The 18,524-nt window shown below is 67.2% G+C and carries 20 protein-coding genes; 10 read left to right on the top strand and 10 right to left on the bottom strand.

What is annotated here, in order from left to right:
• Nucleotides 1-30: 30 nt before the first annotated feature.
• From bchC to ABIB28_RS07030, 10 genes are all read left to right on the top strand, one after another.
• Entirely contained in the window at nucleotides 31-957 is a 927-nt protein-coding gene (gene bchC, locus ABIB28_RS07075; RefSeq protein WP_354287410.1) for a chlorophyll synthesis pathway protein BchC, read from the top strand.
• Nucleotides 954-1,937, top strand: a complete 984-nt coding sequence (locus ABIB28_RS07070) for a chlorophyllide a reductase iron protein subunit X (RefSeq protein WP_133191430.1) — start codon at nucleotides 954-956, stop codon at nucleotides 1,935-1,937. The genes bchC and ABIB28_RS07070 overlap by 4 nt, the downstream gene beginning before the upstream one ends.
• Nucleotides 1,927-3,474 (top strand): chlorophyllide a reductase subunit Y, encoded by a 1,548-nt coding sequence (gene bchY, locus ABIB28_RS07065; protein ID WP_354287408.1) that lies wholly within the window; start codon nucleotides 1,927-1,929, stop codon nucleotides 3,472-3,474. Before ABIB28_RS07070 ends, bchY begins: the two co-directional genes overlap by 11 nt.
• Entirely contained in the window at nucleotides 3,471-4,916 is a 1,446-nt protein-coding gene (gene bchZ / locus ABIB28_RS07060; protein ID WP_133191432.1) for a chlorophyllide a reductase subunit Z, read from the top strand. The genes bchY and bchZ overlap by 4 nt, the downstream gene beginning before the upstream one ends.
• Before the next feature lie 121 nt (nucleotides 4,917-5,037).
• Nucleotides 5,038-5,199, top strand: coding sequence for a light-harvesting antenna LH1, beta subunit (gene pufB, locus ABIB28_RS07055; RefSeq protein ID WP_133191433.1), 162 nt, complete (start codon nucleotides 5,038-5,040; stop codon nucleotides 5,197-5,199).
• 28 nt (nucleotides 5,200-5,227) lie between these two features.
• The gene (gene pufA / locus ABIB28_RS07050; RefSeq protein ID WP_133191434.1) at nucleotides 5,228-5,410 is read left to right on the top strand and encodes a light-harvesting antenna LH1, alpha subunit; all 183 of its coding nucleotides are present in this window, start codon (nucleotides 5,228-5,230) and stop codon (nucleotides 5,408-5,410) included.
• Between the two features lie 119 nt (nucleotides 5,411-5,529).
• On the top strand, nucleotides 5,530-6,369 hold the full coding sequence (gene pufL / locus ABIB28_RS07045; RefSeq protein WP_133192152.1) for a photosynthetic reaction center subunit L: 840 nt from the start codon (nucleotides 5,530-5,532) through the stop codon (nucleotides 6,367-6,369).
• Between the two features lie 13 nt (nucleotides 6,370-6,382).
• On the top strand, nucleotides 6,383-7,357 hold the full coding sequence (gene pufM / locus ABIB28_RS07040; RefSeq protein ID WP_133191435.1) for a photosynthetic reaction center subunit M: 975 nt from the start codon (nucleotides 6,383-6,385) through the stop codon (nucleotides 7,355-7,357).
• Nucleotides 7,354-8,448, top strand: coding sequence for a photosynthetic reaction center cytochrome PufC (gene pufC / locus ABIB28_RS07035; RefSeq protein WP_354287404.1), 1,095 nt, complete (start codon nucleotides 7,354-7,356; stop codon nucleotides 8,446-8,448). The genes pufM and pufC overlap by 4 nt, the downstream gene beginning before the upstream one ends.
• 58 nt (nucleotides 8,449-8,506) lie before the next feature.
• Nucleotides 8,507-9,766, top strand: coding sequence for a DUF3422 family protein (locus ABIB28_RS07030; protein ID WP_354287402.1), 1,260 nt, complete (start codon nucleotides 8,507-8,509; stop codon nucleotides 9,764-9,766).
• A gap of 263 nt (nucleotides 9,767-10,029) precedes the next feature.
• Here the strand turns inward: ABIB28_RS07030 and hemA are convergent, their stop codons facing one another.
• The 10 genes from hemA to bchL all read right to left on the bottom strand — a co-directional run bounded on the left by hemA (nucleotide 10,030) and on the right by bchL (nucleotide 18,517).
• A complete protein-coding gene (gene hemA / locus ABIB28_RS07025) occupies nucleotides 10,030-11,250 on the bottom strand; it encodes a 5-aminolevulinate synthase (RefSeq protein WP_133191438.1) in 1,221 nt (406 codons plus the stop codon).
• 12 nt (nucleotides 11,251-11,262) lie between these two features.
• Complete coding sequence (gene puhE / locus ABIB28_RS07020; RefSeq protein ID WP_354287399.1) at nucleotides 11,263-12,042, bottom strand: putative photosynthetic complex assembly protein PuhE; 780 nt, start codon at nucleotides 12,040-12,042, stop codon at nucleotides 11,263-11,265.
• On the bottom strand, nucleotides 12,039-13,106 hold the full coding sequence (gene acsF, locus ABIB28_RS07015; protein ID WP_354287397.1) for a magnesium-protoporphyrin IX monomethyl ester (oxidative) cyclase: 1,068 nt from the start codon (nucleotides 13,104-13,106) through the stop codon (nucleotides 12,039-12,041). The genes puhE and acsF overlap by 4 nt, the downstream gene beginning before the upstream one ends.
• Nucleotides 13,103-13,399: an O2-dependent cyclase accessory protein gene (locus tag ABIB28_RS07010; RefSeq protein WP_354287395.1), complete on the bottom strand. Its 297-nt coding sequence runs from the start codon at nucleotides 13,397-13,399 to the stop codon at nucleotides 13,103-13,105. The genes acsF and ABIB28_RS07010 overlap by 4 nt, the downstream gene beginning before the upstream one ends.
• Nucleotides 13,396-13,878 (bottom strand): photosynthetic complex assembly protein PuhC, encoded by a 483-nt coding sequence (gene puhC / locus ABIB28_RS07005; protein ID WP_354287393.1) that lies wholly within the window; start codon nucleotides 13,876-13,878, stop codon nucleotides 13,396-13,398. The genes ABIB28_RS07010 and puhC overlap by 4 nt, the downstream gene beginning before the upstream one ends.
• The gene (puhB, locus tag ABIB28_RS07000) at nucleotides 13,875-14,525 is read right to left on the bottom strand and encodes a photosynthetic complex putative assembly protein PuhB (RefSeq protein ID WP_354287391.1); all 651 of its coding nucleotides are present in this window, start codon (nucleotides 14,523-14,525) and stop codon (nucleotides 13,875-13,877) included. The genes puhC and puhB overlap by 4 nt, the downstream gene beginning before the upstream one ends.
• A complete protein-coding gene (gene puhA, locus ABIB28_RS06995) occupies nucleotides 14,522-15,292 on the bottom strand; it encodes a photosynthetic reaction center subunit H (RefSeq protein ID WP_133191444.1) in 771 nt (256 codons plus the stop codon). The genes puhB and puhA overlap by 4 nt, the downstream gene beginning before the upstream one ends.
• Nucleotides 15,293-15,310: 18 nt before the next feature.
• Nucleotides 15,311-16,804, bottom strand: a complete 1,494-nt coding sequence (locus tag ABIB28_RS06990; protein WP_354287388.1) for a BCD family MFS transporter — start codon at nucleotides 16,802-16,804, stop codon at nucleotides 15,311-15,313.
• Entirely contained in the window at nucleotides 16,801-17,487 is a 687-nt protein-coding gene (bchM, locus tag ABIB28_RS06985; RefSeq protein WP_354287386.1) for a magnesium protoporphyrin IX methyltransferase, read from the bottom strand. Before bchM ends, ABIB28_RS06990 begins: the two co-directional genes overlap by 4 nt.
• Nucleotides 17,488-17,626: 139 nt before the next feature.
• Nucleotides 17,627-18,517, bottom strand: a complete 891-nt coding sequence (gene bchL, locus ABIB28_RS06980) for a ferredoxin:protochlorophyllide reductase (ATP-dependent) iron-sulfur ATP-binding protein (protein WP_133191447.1) — start codon at nucleotides 18,515-18,517, stop codon at nucleotides 17,627-17,629.
• Between the last annotated feature and the right edge of the window lie 7 nt (nucleotides 18,518-18,524).

Genomic DNA, 18,524 nt, shown 5'->3' with positions numbered 1-18,524 from the left:
CCCGTAACGGGGCGCGGCAGGGGAAGCACGGTGGATACACTGGCGATCGTATTGGAGGAGCCCGGACAGCTCGCCCTGCGTCGCCTGGCGTTGACCGCGATGGGCCGCGCCGACGTCCTGATCGAAATCGCCTGGAGCGGGATCAGCGCGGGCACCGAGAAATTGCTGTGGTCGGGCAAGATGCCCGCCTTCCCCGGCATGGGCTATCCGCTGGTCCCCGGCTATGAATCGGTCGGCCGGATCGTCGATGCGGGCCCCGAGGTCCGCGCGCGCATCGGCGAATGGGTCTTCGTTCCCGGCGCCAATTGCTATGACGGCGCACGCGGCCTGTTCGGCGGATCGGCGCGGCGCGTCCTGTTGCCTTCGGCGCGCGCGATCCCGGTCGACGAGTCGCTCGGTGCCGACGGGATCCTCACCGCGCTCGCCGCAACCGCCTATCACGCCGTCGCAGGTGGCACGCCGCCCGAGCTCGTGATCGGGCACGGGATCGTCGGGCGGCTTGCGGCGCGGATCACGGTGGCGCTCGGCGCGCCGGCGCCGACGGTGTGGGAGACCAATCCCGATCGGCGCGATGCGAGCGGCTATGCAGTGATCGATCCCGCACAGGACGAGCGCCGCGACTATGCGACGATCTGCGAGGCGAGCGGCGCGTCCGATATCCTCGACGCGATCGTCCCACGGCTCGCCAAGCGCGGCGAGATCGTGCTTGCGGGATTCTACGACCGGCTCGATTTTGCCTTCCCGCCAGCCTTCCAGCGCGAGGCGCGGCTGCGCATCTCGGCCGAATTTACCCCGGCTGATGTCGCCGCGACCACGGCGCTGATCGCATCCGGCGCGCTGCGGCTCGACGGGCTGATCAGTCACCTTCGGCCGGCCGCCGAAGCCGCCGACGCCTATCCGGCGGCGTTCGGCGATCCTGCTTGCCTCAAGATGGTCCTCGATTGGAGTGCGGTATGACGATGCTCGACCCAGGCCCGCTGCGCGACGAAGCCGCGTACGAGCCCGATCCCGTTTCGACCGGGCCGGTGACCAAGGAAACGCAGATCATCGCGATCTACGGCAAGGGCGGCAGCGGCAAGTCGTTCGCGCTCGCCAACCTCAGCTACATGATGGCGCAGCAGGGCAAGCGCGTGCTGCTGATCGGTTGCGACCCCAAGAGCGACACGACGTCGCTGCTGTTCGGCGGAAAATCGACCCCGACGATCATCGAGACGAGCTCGAAGAAGAAGCTCGCCGGCGAGGAGATCGGGATCGAGGACGTCTGCTTCCAGCGCGACGGCGTATTCGCGATGGAATTGGGCGGCCCCGAGGTCGGCCGCGGCTGCGGCGGGCGCGGGATCATCCACGGCTTCGAGACGCTCGAGAAACTCGGCTTCCACGAATGGGGCTTCGACTATGTCCTGCTCGATTTCCTCGGCGACGTGGTGTGTGGCGGCTTCGGCCTGCCGATCGCGCGCGACATGTGCCAGAAGGTGATCGTCGTCGCCTCCAACGACCTGCAATCGCTCTATGTCGCGAACAACGTCTGCAAGGCGGTCGAATATTTCCGCAAGATGGGCGGCAATGTCGGCGTGGCGGGGATGATCCTCAACAAGGATGACGGCACTGGCGAGGCCAACGCGTTTGCCGAGGCCGTCGGGATTCCGGTGCTGACCGCGATCCCCGCGAACGAGGATATCCGCAAGAAGAGCGCGAACTATCAGATCATCGGCAAGCCCGGCGGACAATGGGCGAGCCTGTTCGAACAGCTCGCGCTCAACGTCGCCGAGGCGCCGCCGTTGCGCCCCACGCCGCTCGACCAGGACGGGCTGCTCGGGTTGTTCTCGGCCGACGTGACGGGCGCCGACTACACGCTCCGGCCTGCGAGCCAGACCGACATGCGCGGCGTCGCCTATGTCACCAAGCCGACGCTCGAGGTCGTGTACGATGCCGTCTGACGCTGGTCTCCTTGCGCCTTCGCTCCCTGGAGGGGCGGAGAGGCGCCCGGATCGCATCGATCTTGCGACCCAGAGCGGTGGCTGCTCGAGCGGCGCAACCCTGCGCGAAGCGGCCGAACTCGCCGGCAAATCCGACGTCCTCGCACGCTACGACGCCGATTACCCCAAGGGCCCGCACGACCAGCCGCAATCGATGTGCCCGGCGTTCGGCTCGCTCCGCGTGGGCCTCAGGATGCGCCGCACCGCGACGATCCTCTCGGGCTCGGCGTGCTGCGTCTATGGCCTCACCTTCACCTCGCATTTCTATGGCGCGAAACGCAGCGTTGGCTACGTCCCCTTTTCGTCCGAGACGCTGGTGACGGGCAAATTGTTCGAAGACATTCGCGACGCCGTCCACCAGCTCGCTGACCCGGCGCTGTACGACACGGTGATCGTCACCAATCTGTGCGTGCCGACCGCGAGCGGCGTGCCGCTGCAATTGCTCCCCGACCAGATCAACGGCGTCCGCATCATCGGGATCGACGTCCCCGGCTTCGGCGTGCCGACGCATGCCGAGGCGAAGGACGTGCTTGCCGGCGCGATGCTCAGTTATGCGCGCAAGGAGGCCGAGCAGGGCCCCGTCGCCGCGCCGAAGCAACGACCCGACCGGCCGAGCGTGACGCTCCTGGGCGAGATGTTCCCGGCGGACCCGCCCGGAATCGGGCTGTTGCTCGAACCGCTGGGCTTGGCCGCCGGCCCGGTCGTCCCGACGCGCGAATGGCGCGAGCTCTACGCCGCGCTCGATTGCGCCGCGGTGGCGGCAATCCATCCGTTTTACACCGCGAGCATCCGCGAGTTCGAGGCGGCTGGCCGCAGCGTGATCGGCTCGGCGCCGGTCGGGGCTGACGGGACGGCGGCATGGCTCGACGCGATCGGCGCGGCATGCGGGATCGCTCAAGGCAAGGTCGATGCGGCCAAGAACCGCTTTATCCCCGCGATCCGCGGCGCGCTCGCCGCCAAACCCATTGCCGGGCGGATCACCGTCTCGGGCTATGAAGGCTCAGAACTGCTCGTTGCGCGCCTCCTGATCGAGAGCGGCGCGGACGTCCCCTATGTCGGTACGGCATGCCCGCGGACAGTGTGGTCGGATCCCGATCGCGACTGGCTCGAGGCGCATGGCTGCCGCGTGCAATATCGCGCGAGCCTCGAGCAGGACATCGCCGCGGTCGAGGCATATGGCCCCGATCTCGCGATCGGCACGACGCCCGTCGTCCAGCACGCCAAGCAGAAGGCGATCCCGGCGCTCTATTTCACCAACCTCATCTCGGCGCGCCCGCTAATGGGGCCGGCCGGCGCGGGGAGCCTCGCGCTCGTCGTCAACGCCGCGCTCGCCAATCAGGCGCGCTTCGACAAGATGACGCGTTTCTTCGACGGGGTGGGGACGGGGCCGTCGGCTGGCGTGTGGGAGACTACGCCGGTCGACCGGCCCGAGTTCAAGGCAAAATACGCCGCCAAACGCATCGCCGCCGCCAAGGCGGAAGAAAGCGTCGGGGTATGACGCTGATCCTCGATCATGATCGTGCCGGCGGCTATTGGGGCGCGGTCTACGCCTTCACCGCGATCAAGGGGCTGCAGGTCATCATCGACGGCCCGGTCGGCTGCGAGAATCTGCCCGTCACCTCGGTGCTGCATTACACCGACGCGTTGCCCCCGCATGAATTGCCGATCGTCGTCACCGGCCTCGGTGAGCAGGAGCTCGGCCGCGACGGCACCGAAGGCGCGATGAAACGCGCCTGGGCGACGCTCGATCCCGATCTGCCCGCAGTCGTCGTGACCGGCTCGATCGCCGAGATGATCGGCGGCGGCGTCACGCCCGAGGGCACCAATATCCAGCGCTTCCTGCCGCGCACGATCGACGAGGATCAGTGGCAGTCGGGCGACCGTGCGCTGACCTGGTTGTGGACGCAGTTCGGGCCCAAGAAAGTGCCCGCGCTGCGCCCGCTCAAGGAAGGCGAGCGCCCCAAGGTCAACCTCATCGGCCCGATGTACGGCAGCTTCAACATGCCGTCGGACCTCGCCGAGATCCGCCGCTTGGTCGAGGGGATCGGTGCCGAAATCGGGATGGTCTTCCCGCTCGGCAGCCATCTCGCCGATGTCCGCAAGCTCGCCGACGCGCGCGTCAACGTCTGCCTTTATCGCGAGTTCGGGCGCGGGCTGTGCGAGGCGCTCGAACGGCCCTATCTCCAGGCGCCGATCGGGCTCGAGAGCACGACGCTGTTCCTCCGCAAGCTCGGCGAATTGCTCGGGCTCGATCCCGAGCCGTTCATCGAGCGCGAGAAGCACACGACGATCAAGCCGCTCTGGGATCTGTGGCGCTCGGTCACGCAGGACTTCTTCGGCACCGCAAGCTTCGGCATCGTCGCGACCGAGACCTACGCGAGAGGGATCCGCGCGTTTCTCGAAGGCGATATGGGGCTGCCATGCCACTTCGCCTTCGGGCGCTCGGCCGGGATCAAGCCCGACAACCAGGCGGTGATCGACGCGATCCGCAGCAACCCGCCGCTGATCGTGTTCGGCAGCTTCAACGAGCGGATGTACATGGCCGAGGCCGGCGCGCGCGGCGTGTACATTCCGGCGAGCTTCCCCGGCGCGGTGATCCGCCGCCACACCGGCACGCCCTTCATGGGCTATGCCGGCGCGACGTATCTCATCCAGGAAGTGTGCAACGCGCTGTTCGACGCGCTCTTCCACATCCTTCCGCTTGCCGGCCAGCTCGACACGGTCGAGGCGACGCCCGCGCGGATCGAGCGTGAAGTCGCGTGGGAAGACGCCGCCAAGGCGGCGCTCGACGAAGCGGTCGAGCGCGAGCCCGTCTTGGTGCGGATTTCCGCCGCCAAGCGCATCCGCGACGCCGCCGAACGTGGCGCGCGGCGCGCTGGCGAGGCCTCGGTTTCGCCGAGCCGCCTCGCGCACGCCATCACCGAAAGCCGCGGCGGATGACCGCGCGGCGTTCTTTCCCGCGTTCGCGCGGATCCGAAATCCCACGGCAGGTGCCGCGCGGATGCAGCCGGGGAGCGCATCCAACGCTCCTGATCGTGGTCGTCAGAATGGAGACGCAGCAATGAGCGATAATCGAGAAGAAAGGTTCGGGCCGGGGACCTATTTGACCCCGGAAGAAGCGAAGGAGTTTCACAAGCTCTTCATCACCAGCTTCGCTTTGTTCACCGCAGTCGCGATCGTGGCGCATATCCTCGTGTGGATGTGGCGGCCCTGGATCCATTGATATTTCATCGTAACGAGGAGACCACGTCATGTGGAGAGTTTGGCTTATTTTCGATCCGCGGCGCACGCTCGTCGCTCTGTTCGCCTTCCTGTTCGTGCTGGCGCTGCTGATCCATTTCATCTTGCTCAGCACCGACCGGTTCAACTGGCTCGATGGTCCGCACACCGCACCAGCGGCGGCGACCGCACCGGCGACGACGCCCGCGCCATAGCGGGCGCGCGCTCAAGCGGATGGGGCGTGACAGCCGTCCCATCCGCTTGATGCCGGTATTGGGGAGGGATGGCGCCCGCCGCAGCACGACGCTGCGGGCTGGCGATGGAGGATGGCGTCATGGCGCTGCTGAGTTTCGAACGAAAATACCGCGTCCGCGGCGGCACGCTGCTTGGCGGGGATCTTTTCGATTTCTGGGTCGGGCCGTTTTTCGTCGGCTTCTTCGGGGTGACGACCGCCTTGTTCGCGGGGCTCGGCACGGCGTTGATCGTCTATGCCGCGTCGCTCGGGCCAACCTGGAACATCTGGCTGATCAGCATCGCGCCCCCCGACCTCCGCTATGGCCTGTCGCTGGCGCCGCTTCGCGAGGGCGGCTTCTGGCAGATCATCACGATCTGCGCGGTCGGATCGTTCGTGTCGTGGGCGCTGCGCGAAGTCGAGATCTGCCGCAAGCTCGGCATCGGCTATCACGTGCCGGCCGCGTTCGGCGTCGCGATCTTCGCCTATGTCTCGCTCGTCGTGATCCGCCCGATGCTGCTCGGCGCGTGGGGCTTCGGCTTTCCCTACGGCATCTTCAGCCATCTCGATTGGGTGTCGAACACCGGCTACCAATATCTCCATTTCCACTACAATCCCGCGCACATGCTCGCGGTGAGCTTCTTCTTCACGACGACGCTCGCGCTCGCGCTGCACGGCGGCCTGGTGTTGTCGGCGGCGAACCCCGCGAAGAACCCCGACGGGACGCAAGGCGAGGTGCGCTCGCCCGAATATGAGGACGCCTTCTTCCGCGACACGATCGGCTATTCGGTCGGCACGCTCGGCATCCACCGGCTCGGGCTGTTCCTCGCGCTGAGCGCAGGTTTCTGGAGCGCGATCTGCATCATCATCTCGGGACCGCTGTGGACACGCGGCTGGCCCGAATGGTGGAGCTGGTGGCTCAACCTGCCGATCTGGTCCTGAGGGGAGACGTCGCGTGGCAAGCTATCAGAACATCTTCACCCAAATCCAATTGCGCGGCGCGCCCGAAATGGGCCCCGCCCTTGGACCCTATGATTTCCCGCGGCTCGGGAAGCCCGGCTTCTCCTACTGGATGGGCAAGATCGGCAATGCGCAGATCGGGCCGATCTATCTCGGCGGGCTTGGCATCCTGTCGCTGATGTTCGGCTTTCTCGCGTTCGAGGTGATCGGGCTCAACATGTGGGCGTCGGTCGGCTGGGACCCGATCCAGTTCGCACGGCAATTGCCGTGGCTCGCGCTCGAGCCGCCCGGGCCCGAATATGGCTTCCAGCTGTTCGTGCCGCTGGCGAAAGGCGGCTGGTGGCAGATCGCGGGCTTCTCGATGTCGACCTCGGTGCTGCTGTGGTGGTTGCGTACTTTCCGGCGCGCCAAGGCGCTGGGGCTGGGCACGCACGTGCCCTGGGCGTTTGCAAGTGCGATCTGGCTGATGCTGGTGCTCGGCTTCATCCGGCCGATGCTGATGGGGAGCTGGGCCGAGGCGGTGCCGTTCGGCATCTTCCCGCACCTCGATTGGACCGCGGCGTTCTCGATCCGCTATGGCAATCTCTTCTATAACCCGTTCCACTGCCTCTCGATCGTCTTCCTGTACGGATCGACGCTGCTGTTCGCGATGCATGGCGCGACGATCCTCGCGGTCGGACGCTATGGCGGCGAGCGCGAGCTCGAGCATATCACCGATCGCGGGACCGCGGCCGAGCGCGCGGCGCTGTTCTGGCGCTGGACGATGGGGTTCAACGCGACCTACGAATCGATTCATCGCTGGGCCTGGTGGTTCGCGGTGCTGACCACGCTGACCGGCGGGATCGGTATCCTGCTGACCGGCACCGTGGTCGACAATTGGTATCTGTGGGCGATCCAGCACGGCTATGCGCCCAATTATCCGGGCACGGGCGTGATCGATCCTGCTACGCTTCCGGGAGCATCGCAATGAGCGGCGTCAGCAAGATCCTTGGTGTCGCGGGGCTGGCGAGCGCAATGCTGCTCGGCGGGTGCGAGGTCGGACCGAAGATCACGCAGCAGACCGGGTATCGCGGCACCGGCGGCGACCAGATCATCGACGTCCGCCATATGGTGAAGGCGTCGGCGATCCCCGCGCCGCCTTACGCGCTCCCCGACGATAGCGGGCCGCGCGCGCGCGAAACCTATCAGAACGTCAAGGTGCTCGGCGACGTTTCGACCGAACGCTTCAACCATCTGATGGCGTCGATCAACCAATGGGTCGCGCCGCCCGAACAGGGCTGCAATTATTGCCACAACCCCAACAACATGGCGTCGGACGAGAAATACACCAAGGTCGTCGCGCGGCGGATGTTGCAGATGACGCGGCAAATCAACGGCAAATGGTCGAGCCATGTCAAGGCGACGGGCGTAACGTGCTACACCTGCCATCGCGGCAATGCGGTGCCGGCGTATAAATGGGCGATCGCCGAGGGCGTCGCCGATCCCAATTCGATCGTCCGCAACAAGCATGGCCAGAACACGCCCAACGTAAGCGTCGGCTATGCCTCGCTGCCCTACGATCCGTTTGCCACCTATCTCAACGGCAAGGCGCAGATCCGCGTCGCGGCGAGCAGCCAATATCCCTCGCCCGATCATGTCGTGTCGATCAAGGAAGCCGAAAAGAGTTATGGGTTGATGATGCACATGAGCACCGCGCTCGGCGTCAACTGCACCTATTGCCACAATACGCAGTCGTTCCGATCGTGGACGATCAGCCGGCCGCAGCGCGTCACCGCCTATTACGGGATCCGCATGGTGCGCGATATCAACGGCCAATATATCGACTCGCTGGCAAGCGTGTTCCCGGCCTATCGCAAGGGACCGCATGGCGACCCGTACAAGGCGAATTGCCAGACGTGTCACCAGGGCCAGTCGAAGCCGCTCGGCGGGATTTCGATGCTCGCGGCGAACCCGACGCTCAAGGCGCCGCCAATGCCAACCGCTGCACCCGAGGGTGGTGCCGCCGGGAAGGCGGTGCCCGCGGTGCTGGCCGACCCGCAGGCTATGACGCGGCGGCAATGATGGATCGCGCGCCGCAGCCGCCTGGCTGCGGGCGTGTGTCCGGTCGGGAGCAGTCTGCATGGACGGCCTGAGCTTCCACAACCATCCGCTGCGCGCCGAGCTCGCCGAGGAAATGCACGTCCGCCGGCTGCCGCGGTTCGCCGCGCCGTGCCGGTTGATGCAGATCGTGACCGTGCTCGGCGAAGAGGGCGCGAGCGGTGCGGCGGCGCATTTCGAGCGGATCACGCGGCACATCGGGACACGCGTTGCTCCCGATACGCGCTATGCGGTGGTCGACTTCGGCACCACCAAGCTCGTGCTCGAACGGCATACCGAGTTCGCCAGCTATACCTTCCTCAGCGAAGGGGCGTTCGACGAGCCGTTCGCGACCGACCTGTTCGATCCGCTGGCGCCCGATATCGCCGCCGATATGCCCGGCGCGGTGATCCGCGCGACGCAGATCGCGGTCTATCCGCCCGGCACCGATCCGCCCGCCGAAGCGCAGCTCGACCGGCTGTTCGCGCCCGATGCGCTGATCCGCTGCCAGATTGCCGGGGGCAAGGCGACGATGCTGTCGGACTTCCGGCTCAACACCGACGGGTTCGGACGCCTGCTGCTGATCGACCATGGCCTTGAGCGTGACGAGCCCTCGCAGCTCGTGCTGCGGCTGCAGGAGCTCGGCAATTATCGCAACATGGCGCTGCTCGGCCTGCCGCTTGCACAGCGGCTCACCCCCGACGTCTCGCGGCTCGAGGCGCGACTCGCCGACCTGACGCACGCAGTATCCGAGCGGCGGACACAGGACGACAATCTGCTCGACGAGCTGACCTATCTGTCGGCCGAGCTCGCGCGGCTGCTCGCCGAGACGCGCTATCGGATGAGCGCGACGCGCGCTTATGCGCAACTCAGTCTCGATCGGCTCGAGACGCTCGGGATCGGGCGGATCGCGGGCTATCAGACGCTCGCCGACTTTACCGAGCGGCGGCTGACGCCGGCGGTGCGGACGTGCGACAGCTTCTCGGCGCGGCTCGACGATCTGTCGCAACGCGCCGCCTGGACCAGCGAGCTGCTCCGCACGCGGATCGACATCGCGCTCGCCAAGCAGAATCGCGATTTGCTCGAATCGATGGACACGCGCACGCAGCTGCAATTGCGGCTGCAGCAGACGGTCGAGGGGCTCTCTGTGGTGGCGATCAGTTACTATGCCGTGGCGCTGATCGGCTATCTCGCTGCGCCGGCGCATGCCTGGAAGGAATGGGTGATGGTCGGCGCGGTGCCGCTCGTGTTCGGCGCGGCGTGGCTGTTCGCGCGGCGGGTGCGCAGGCGGCTGGAAGAGTAGACGCGGGCGCCGGACTGTCCGAGGTTTTTCGCCGAGATCGGCATGTCGCTTCAATAGACCAAAACGGGTGCTTCGCCGAGACTCGTCACCCCGGGCTCGTCCCGGGGTCTACCGTGCTGCAATCGCATCGGGAGCCGTGTCGCGCTCAGCCGTGGACCCCGGCACAAGGCCGGGGTGACGGAGAAGGGCGTTGCGAAAGACTCGGCGTGTATTTCGCCCCCTAGCGCCGCCCCGCTGGCGCGGCCCCGCTCACGCCGCCGCCCTCACGCCGCCATCGCGCGGCGCGCGAGCGCGCATTGCGACCAGATCTCCGACAGCGCGTTGACCAGTTTGTCGACATCGCCGTCCGAATGGACCGGCGACGGCGTGAGGCGCAGCCGCTCGGTGCCGACCGGGACCGTCGGATAGTTGATCGGCTGGACGTAGATGCCGTGCTGCTCGAGCAGCCAGTCGCTGATCATCTTGCACTTCTTGGCGTCGCCGACCATCACCGGGATGATGTGGCTGGGATTGTCGATCGTCGGGATGCCGATCGCGTCGAGCCGCCGGCGGACTTGCGCGACGCGCGCCTGGTGCTGCGCGCGCTCCCACCCGCTGGCCTTGAGATGCCGGATGCTCGCGGTCGCGCCAGCGGCGAGGGCGGGCGGCAGCGCGGTGGTGAAGATGAAGCCGCTCGCAAAGCTGCGGACGTAATCGCAAAGCGCGGCCGAGGCGGCGATATAGCCCCCCATCACGCCGAACGCCTTGCCGAGCGTGCCTTCGATCACGGTGATGCGGTCCATCAGCCCGCGCTCCTCGGCGACGCCGCCGCCGCGCGGGCCGTACAGCCCGACGCCGTGGACTTCGTCGAGATACGACATCGCGCCATGTTTTTCACAGACGTCGAGGATCTCGGCGATCGGTGCGATGTCGCCGTCCATCGAATAGACGCTTTCGAACGCGACGAGCTTGGGCCGCGACGGGTCGATCTGCGACAGCTTGCGATCGAGATCTTCGGGGTCGCTATGCTTGAAGCGGATGCACTCGGCGCGGCTGTGGCGGATTCCCTCGATCATCGAGGCGTGGTTGAGTTCGTCCGACAGCACGACGCAATTCGGCATCCGCGCGGCGAGCGTGCCGAGCGCCGCCCAGTTCGAGACATAGCCCGAGGTGAACAGCAACGCCGCTTCCTTGCCGTGCAAATCGGCGAGTTCGGCCTCGAGCACGACATGCGCGTGCGTCGTGCCCGAAATGTTGCGCGTGCCGCCGGCGCCCGCGCCACACGCATCGAGCGTGGCGTGCATCGCGTCGAGCACTTTGCGGTGTTGGCCCATGCCGAGATAGTCGTTCGAGCACCATACGGTGACATCGCCGATGCCGTCCTCGGCATAATGATTCGCGCGTGGGAAGCTGCCGGCCTTGCGCTCGAGCTCGGCGAAGATGCGGTAGCGCCCGTCCTCCTTCAGCGCGTCGAGCTCGACCTGAAAGAATGCCTCATAATCCATGGCGTACCCCTCCTACTCTCTTATCGCGGCTTTTGCCGCTTGGGTCTTTGCCGACGCCCACTGCCACAGTTTGGCATCGCGCAGCGGCAACACAAGAAAAAGATGCTCGACGAGCCCCAATGCCGCGAGCCCTGCGAGCAAGGTCGCGGTGACGGCCGCGCCGCTTTGCGCTGGCGCGGCTTCGGCGACGCTCCACGCCCACCCGGCGAGCGCGCCCGAGCCGATCACCGACACCGGCAGCAGCGCATTGCCCGCGCGGGTGCGGAAATAGCTCTTGAGATAGGCGAGATGCGCCGGGAAGACTTCGTCGCTGAGATTGGGCACGCCGAGATACAGGTTGAACTTGGCGCTAAGCCGCAAGCCGAACAGCAAGAGGAAGGTCAGCGGCGCGCTCTGGTTGGGCTGGCGCCAGGTCAGCGCGAACAGCAGCAGCGCGGTCGCCGCGATCGCGATTTCGTGATGGATCACCGTCGCGGTGGCGAGCTTCAATCGCGTCCAGCCAGTCGCCGCGGGCGGGCAGGGCGCGCGATTGGGGCCAGCGACGAACCCCATCAGGAAGCCCATTTCATGCCAGCCCCAGATCACGATCGCGCCTGCGAAGCCGAGATAGGCGCCGCCCCAGCTCGCATCGTCGGCCGACCACCACACCGCCGCGGTCGCCGCCACTGCCGCGACGCCTGCCACGCGGAAGCTCGTGCGGAAGGTCGCGCGCGGGCGGCTGTCGAGCCACACCACCGCCGCGGTCCCGATGAACCACATCACGAGCGCGAACAGGAGCGGCGGGATCGTCACCAGGCCGGAACCAGCCGGGCCGAGGCGGGGATCGCGTTGCGCTGGACGGGCGTCAGATACAGATGCGCGAAAGTGGCCGCTGCCGCGCCGATCAGCCCGACCCGCTTGATCGCGCCGATCACGCCGCCCTGCGCCTTGGCGGCATCGATCCCCGCGGCGATCCGCCGCATCCGCACGAGCCCGGCGCGGAAGCGCGGCGAGTCGGTGTCGAGCACGAGCGGGAAGACCTGCCGCGTGATTTGCGAGCAGACCGTGAAGACGCGGTGGTCATAGACGTCGGGATCGATCCCGAGCGCTTTGTGGAACGCCGGCCGGTTGTGGTCGCGGACATACATTGTCGCGTACACCGCGACGAGGAAGAAGCGGATCCACAGCACATTGTGCCCGCGCAGCAATTTGGGATCGGTCCGCATCAGGATCGCGAACGCCTCGCCGTGGCGGAACTCGTCGTTGCACCATTCCTCGAACCAGTTGAAGATCGGATGGAAGCGCCACTGCGGATGCTGCGCCAAGTGCCGGAAGATCGTGATGTAGCGCGCATAGCCGATCTTCTCCGACAGATAGGTCGCGTAAAAGATGAATTTCGGGCGGAAATAGGTGTATTTCTTGGTCTTGGTCAGGAAGCTGAGGTTGACCCCGATCCCGGCGTCCTTGAGCGTATCGTTGATGAAGCCCGCATGGCGGCTTTCGTCGCGGCTCATCAACCGAAACAGCGCCTTGATGTCGGGATTCTGCGCGCGCTTCTGGATCTCGGCGTAGAGGATGCAGCCCGAGAATTCGGCGGTGAGCGAGCTCACCAGGAAATCGATGAATTCCTCGCGCAAGCCATCGGGCAAGCTTTCGATCACGCCGTCAAAGGCATTGGTGCGGCGAAAATGGCGGCGGTTGGGGTCGGCGACCATCTCGGCGATCAGTGCGTCCCATTCGGCGCGCACCGGCGAGACGTCGATCCGGTCCATCGCGGCGAAATCGGTGGTGTAGAAGCGGGGGGACAGCACGGTATCCTCGCGCGCGATCGCGAGCGTGTCGGCGCCGTGGGGGGTGATCGGCGTGATAGCGTTCATGACAGTTTCCGATCCGAAAAGCTGACTTCGTACAGTTCGTTCATCTCGAAATGGCCGCAGAGCTTGGTCCACAGTCGCTCGATCGGCCCGGCGCGTTCGACCGTCGCGATCCGCTCGAACACGCGCGCGCTGCCAAAGGCGACGTGGATCGGATCTCCATGGACGCGGACACGGTCGCCCGGATTGATCGCGACACCGCCGGCCAGCTCGACATGCGCGCAGAGGAACTCGTCGCTATGCTCGACCTCGATCCGGCATGGCGTGTCGAAGCAGATGCGGCGGAACGGGCTCATCGGGGGAGCTCCGGCGCGCGCAGCAACGCGGCAAAGGCAGCGCGGTTGGTGGTGCCGAAGGCGTTGAGCTCGATCGAGCGCCCGGTCGCGCTGTCGGTCAGCGTCAGCTCGCCGTCGCGCCACTGCGTCAGCGTGAAGGGCGCCTCGCTGCCGATCCCGTGCATCCGCCGCTCGCGCGCGAGCCCGCGCATCACGCCGCGGATGAAGCCTGTTTCCTGGCCCGGGACGATCGTCCCCGCGGTCTGGCCGGTGCCGACATCCTCGATCCGCACGCCGCGATCGGCCGCATCGAGGAAGCGCAGCGTGCGCGTTTGCAGCGCTGCGACATGCGTCGTTTCGCGCAGCGCGGCAGGCGAGCCGGCGGGCGGGATATGCGCGATGCGGACGGTCGCGGTCAGCAGGAAGGCGAAGCCGACCAGCGACCCGGCAAGGATGAGCGCGCCGCGCGGGAGCTGCTCGGCGTGATGGGCGTGGCTCATGCCGCCACCGCCTGGCGCAAGCCGTGACCTTGCGCTGCTGAAGTTACCGGCACTGCGACCTGGCCGCCCGGCTGCACCTCGAGGCACGCGCGCGCGATCAGTGACGCGACCTGCGCCGCGTCGGGCAGCGCGCGCAGCATGGGTTGCGCCGCGGCGACATGCCACGGCCGCGCGTGCGGCCACAGCGCGAGATACCCGAGCCGACGCTCGCCGACCAGCGTGAGCGGGATGTCGCCCGATCGATCGCCCTGAACGGCAAGTCCGACGGTGCCGATCATCGCCAGTGGCAGGTTGATGCATTTTGGAAACGCGACGCCGATGCGGAGCACGACGCGCCGGTTGGTCAGCGTATAGAGCGTGGTGCGCGCCGCGCCCCAAGCGAGCGCGCGCAACAGGCCGACCGCGATGATCCCGAACATCGCGGTCAGCGCGACGCCCGAAAGGTCGGCGGGACCGTGAATGCCGCGCGCGACCGCGGCGACCACCGCCCACACCCCGAGCACGCCGAAATAGGCCGTCACCGCGCGCGTATGATAGGCGCGGCGCGCGAGCACCCGCCAGTCGGGCGCGCCCTGCCACACGATCCGCTCGCCTGGCGGGAGGAGCCCGGGCAGCCCCGGGATCGGCTCGTAATCATGTTCGGTCACAGGAAGGGCTCCTGACGGGCGGGGGTGGCATAGAGATAACCGCCGCCGAAATAGCCGAGCACGCGATCCTCCTCGTACAGGGTGATCGTGTCGGTCGCGATGCGCGGCGCGTCGGCGAATTGCGCTGCGGTGATCGCGTCGCAGGCGACATGGCCGCGGCGGCGGTCGATCGTCACCATCATCATCGGCACGAGGATCGCGCCGGTTCCGGCGGCGCCGTCGACAGCGAGATAGCGGACCAGCCGGTCGGCACGGTCAATCCACAGTTCGGTGACGATGCCGGCCTGGCGTCCGTCACAGCCGAAGATCGGCATGCCGCGCGGATCGGGATCGCGCCGTTCGATCGTGATGTCGAGCGCGGCGCCGAGCGGGACGATGCGTGGATGTCCCTCCATGTCGATGTCGGGGTGCTTGGCGCGGTTGGCGTAGGCGGCGGGCCCGATGCCGTCGACCAGCGGGTTGCCGGTCGGCGCATAGGGCGCGCCGGTGAAGCGGTCGGTCTGGCGTGCGGCGATCTGGAAGGGTTCGCGGCCCTTGGTCGGCGTGGTGACGGTGCCACGGCCGAACGAGAGCTTGAAGGTCTTGGCGATCGCGGTGTGGAAGGGGCCGCCTTCGGATTCGACCCGCCCGGTCAGCTCATGCTCGAGCGGATAGCCCTCGCGGCGATCCTCGCGGCGCAAGTAGAAGACCAGGCAGACGAAGAACAGCACGAAGGCGTAGAAGACGAGCATCGCCACATCGATGCCGGGGGTGAGGGTCGGGTGCATGGGCGGTCTCCCCTGGGTTCAAGCCGGAAATTCGGCCAGGCCGAAGCGAATGGTCTGCGAGGGTGCGACCGGGCGGACGAGCGGCCCGAGCACGACGAGCGTGGCGAGCAGCAGGATGATCTCGACGCCGTAGACGACGCCGTAGCCGGTCGCCGGATCGGCGAGCGTCGGGCCGAGGTCGCGCGCGGTCGCAGCGGCGCTGGTCACGTCGCGGACGATCGCGCCGATGGCGATCGCCGCACCCGCGCAGGTCGCCTGCACCGCACCCCACGCACCGAGCGCAAGGCCGTTGCGACCGTCGAGCTCTGCGCTGTCGGAGATCGCCATCGCCGCAGTCAGCGTGCCGACCGAGAAGAGGCCACCGCCAAAGCCGATGATCGTCGCGCCGATCGCCAGCAAAGCGCTCGCGTGCAGCGGCGCTGCAAAGATCACGCAAAGGAACGCCGCGATCCCCGCGACGCCGCCGAAGCCCGCGAGGCGGTGCGGTTCGCCACCATCCGCCAGGCTGCGCGCGGCGAGCGCGAAGCCGCTGAGCATGCCGACCGCCCACAAAGCGGTGAGCGACGTCGTCGCGCCGACCGACAGGCCGAGGATCTGCCCGCCGTAAGGTTCGAGCAACACGTCCTGCATCGAGAAGGCGGCCGATCCCAGCCCGGTTGCGACCAGCAGCCGCAGCGTGCGCGGGCGCGCGATGAACAGCGCCCAGATCTCGCGGAAGGGGGCGGAGTTTTCCTCGGGTGCGGTGCCGCCACGACGCCGCGCTTCCTGCTTCCACAAGGCGGTGATGTTGAGCACGACGGTCAGCACCGCTGCGCCCTGGACGATCTGGACCAGATGCGTCGGGGTGAAATGGTCGAGCAGCCGGCCGATGACGATCGCGCTGACCATCATTCCGAGCAGCAGCATGACATAGAGCAAGGCGACGACGCGCGGCCGGCTTTCGGCTGGCGCAAGATCGGTCGCGAGCGCGAGGCCGGCGGTCTGCGTCGTGTGCATCCCCGCGCCGACCATCAGGAAAGCGATCCCGGCGCCGATCTGTCCGACGATCGTCGGGCCGTGCCCGAGCCCCGTCATCACCAGCAGCGCGAACGGGAGCAAAGCGAAGCCGCCGAACTGGAGCAGCGTGCCGAACCAGATATAGGGAACGCGCTTCCAGCCGAGGATCGACTGGTGCCGGTCCGATTTGAAGCCGATCAGCGCGCGAAGCGGTGCGAACAGCAAGGGCAGCGACACCATCGCCGCGACCGCCCATGACGCCATGCCGAGCTCGACGATCATCACGCGGTTGAGCGTGCCGGTGAGCAACACCGCCGCCATCCCGACCGAGACCTGGAACAGCGACAGCCGCAGCAGCCGTCCGAGCGGGAGTTCGGTGGTGGCGGCATCGGCAAAGGGCAGGAAGCGCGTGCCGAGCCGTCCCCAGAAGGCGCCGCTCCGCACCGTCGCGAGTCGTCCGGGCTCCGCCACTGCGCGCGGTGCGAGCGAGGCTTTCAAGGCGGAGAGGTCGCTCACGCCGTCACCAGCTCGAGCGCATGGCTGGTATAGAAGCTCGCCGAGATGCGCCGGTCGCGCCCGATCCGGCTGGTCGGGACCGCGTTGGTGATGAGCGTGCGGAGCAAGCGATCGCGCACCGGCAGGATCGCGGGCGAGCGGTCGCTGCGCGGGAACAGCCGTCCCATGCCGAGCATCGCCATCAACAGCGGCGTTTGCGGCGCGAAGGTGAAGACGATCGAGCCGTGCGTGCGTTCGGCGAGCTGTTGCAGCACCGCGACGATATCGAACGCGCGGTAGTGGATCAGCGAGTCCATCGCGACGACATGGTCGAAATGCCCGAGCGCGGGATCGAGCAGATCGCCGACGCGCCAGTCGATCGCCAGATGCGCCGGTGCGCGGTCGCGTGCGATCTGGACGAGGCTGCCCGCGACGTCGATCGCCACCACTTGCGCACCGCGCTCAGCCGCCGCCACCGCGAGCGCGCCGGTGCCGCAGCCGGCATCGAGCAGGCGAAGGCCCGTCATGTCGGCGGGGAGCCACGACAGCAGCGTATCGCGCATCGTGGTGCGCCCGGCGCGCACCGTCGCGCGAATTCCGCTGACCGGGGCGTCCGACGTGAGCTGCTCCCACGCCTTGGCCGCGGTGCGATCGAAATAGGTTTCGAGATTGCCGCGGAAGTGGGTGTAGCTCGCCGTGCTCATCGCGCGTGCCTCACACCGCTGTCATTCCCGCGAAGGCGGGAATCCATTGCAGCAACCCCCGCAAGCGACAGGAGACGTTCGCCCGTATGGATCCCCGCCTGCGCGGGGATGACGGTGAGGGAGCAGGCGGAGGAGCGCATCATTCGAACCCCAGAAATTCGAAGATCTCGCGATCCTTCATCGGTTGCGCATCGAGCGGCTCGCAGCCGGCCCACATCTGTGCGGCGAGGCGTTTGTATTCGAGGCAGGCGGCGTCGACCTCAGGGGTCGAGTCCATCTCGAACAGGGTGCATTTCTTGAGGCGCGAGCGGCGGATCGCGTCGAGATCGGGGAAATGCGCGAGCCGCTTCAACCCCGTGGCGGCATTGAACCGGTCGATCTCGTCGGTCGCGGCCGAGCGGTTGGCGATCACCCCCGCCATCCGCACGTCGTAATTTTTGGCCTTGGCCTTGATCGCCGCGACGATGCGATTCATCGCGAAAATGCTGTCGAAATCGTTCGCCGCGACCACCACCGCGCGCTCGGCATGTTGCAGCGGGGCGGCGAACCCGCCGCACACCACGTCGCCGAGCACGTCGAAGATCACGACGTCGGTTTCCTCGAGCAGATGGTGCTGCTTGAGCAGCTTGACCGTCTGCCCGACGACATAGCCGCCGCACCCGGTGCCGGCCGGCGGGCCGCCCGCCTCGACGCACATCACGCCGTTATAGCCCTCGAACATATAATCCTCGGGCCGCAATTCCTCGGCGTGGAATTCGACCGTCTCGAGCACGTCGATCACCGTCGGCATCAGTTTCTTGGTGAGCGTGAAGGTGCTGTCGTGCTTGGGGTCGCAGCCGATCTGCAGCACGCGTTTGCCGAGCAGCGAGAAGGCGGCGGAGAGGTTCGACGACGTGGTCGACTTGCCGATCCCGCCCTTGCCGTACACCGCGAACACCTTGGCGTTGCCGATCCGGTCATTGGGGTCGAGCCCGACCTGGAGTGAACCTTCGCCGTCGAGGCCGCGGATGGGTGGGTCGAGCAGAGCCATGCGAAAT

Origin of the sequence: Sphingomonas sp. UYEF23 (genome assembly GCF_040546165.1) — a bacterium.
Taxonomy (GTDB): domain Bacteria; phylum Pseudomonadota; class Alphaproteobacteria; order Sphingomonadales; family Sphingomonadaceae; genus Sphingomonas; species Sphingomonas glacialis.
The sequence above is the reverse complement of the archived record's forward strand: the minus strand, read 5'-3'. Positions and strand labels throughout refer to the sequence as shown.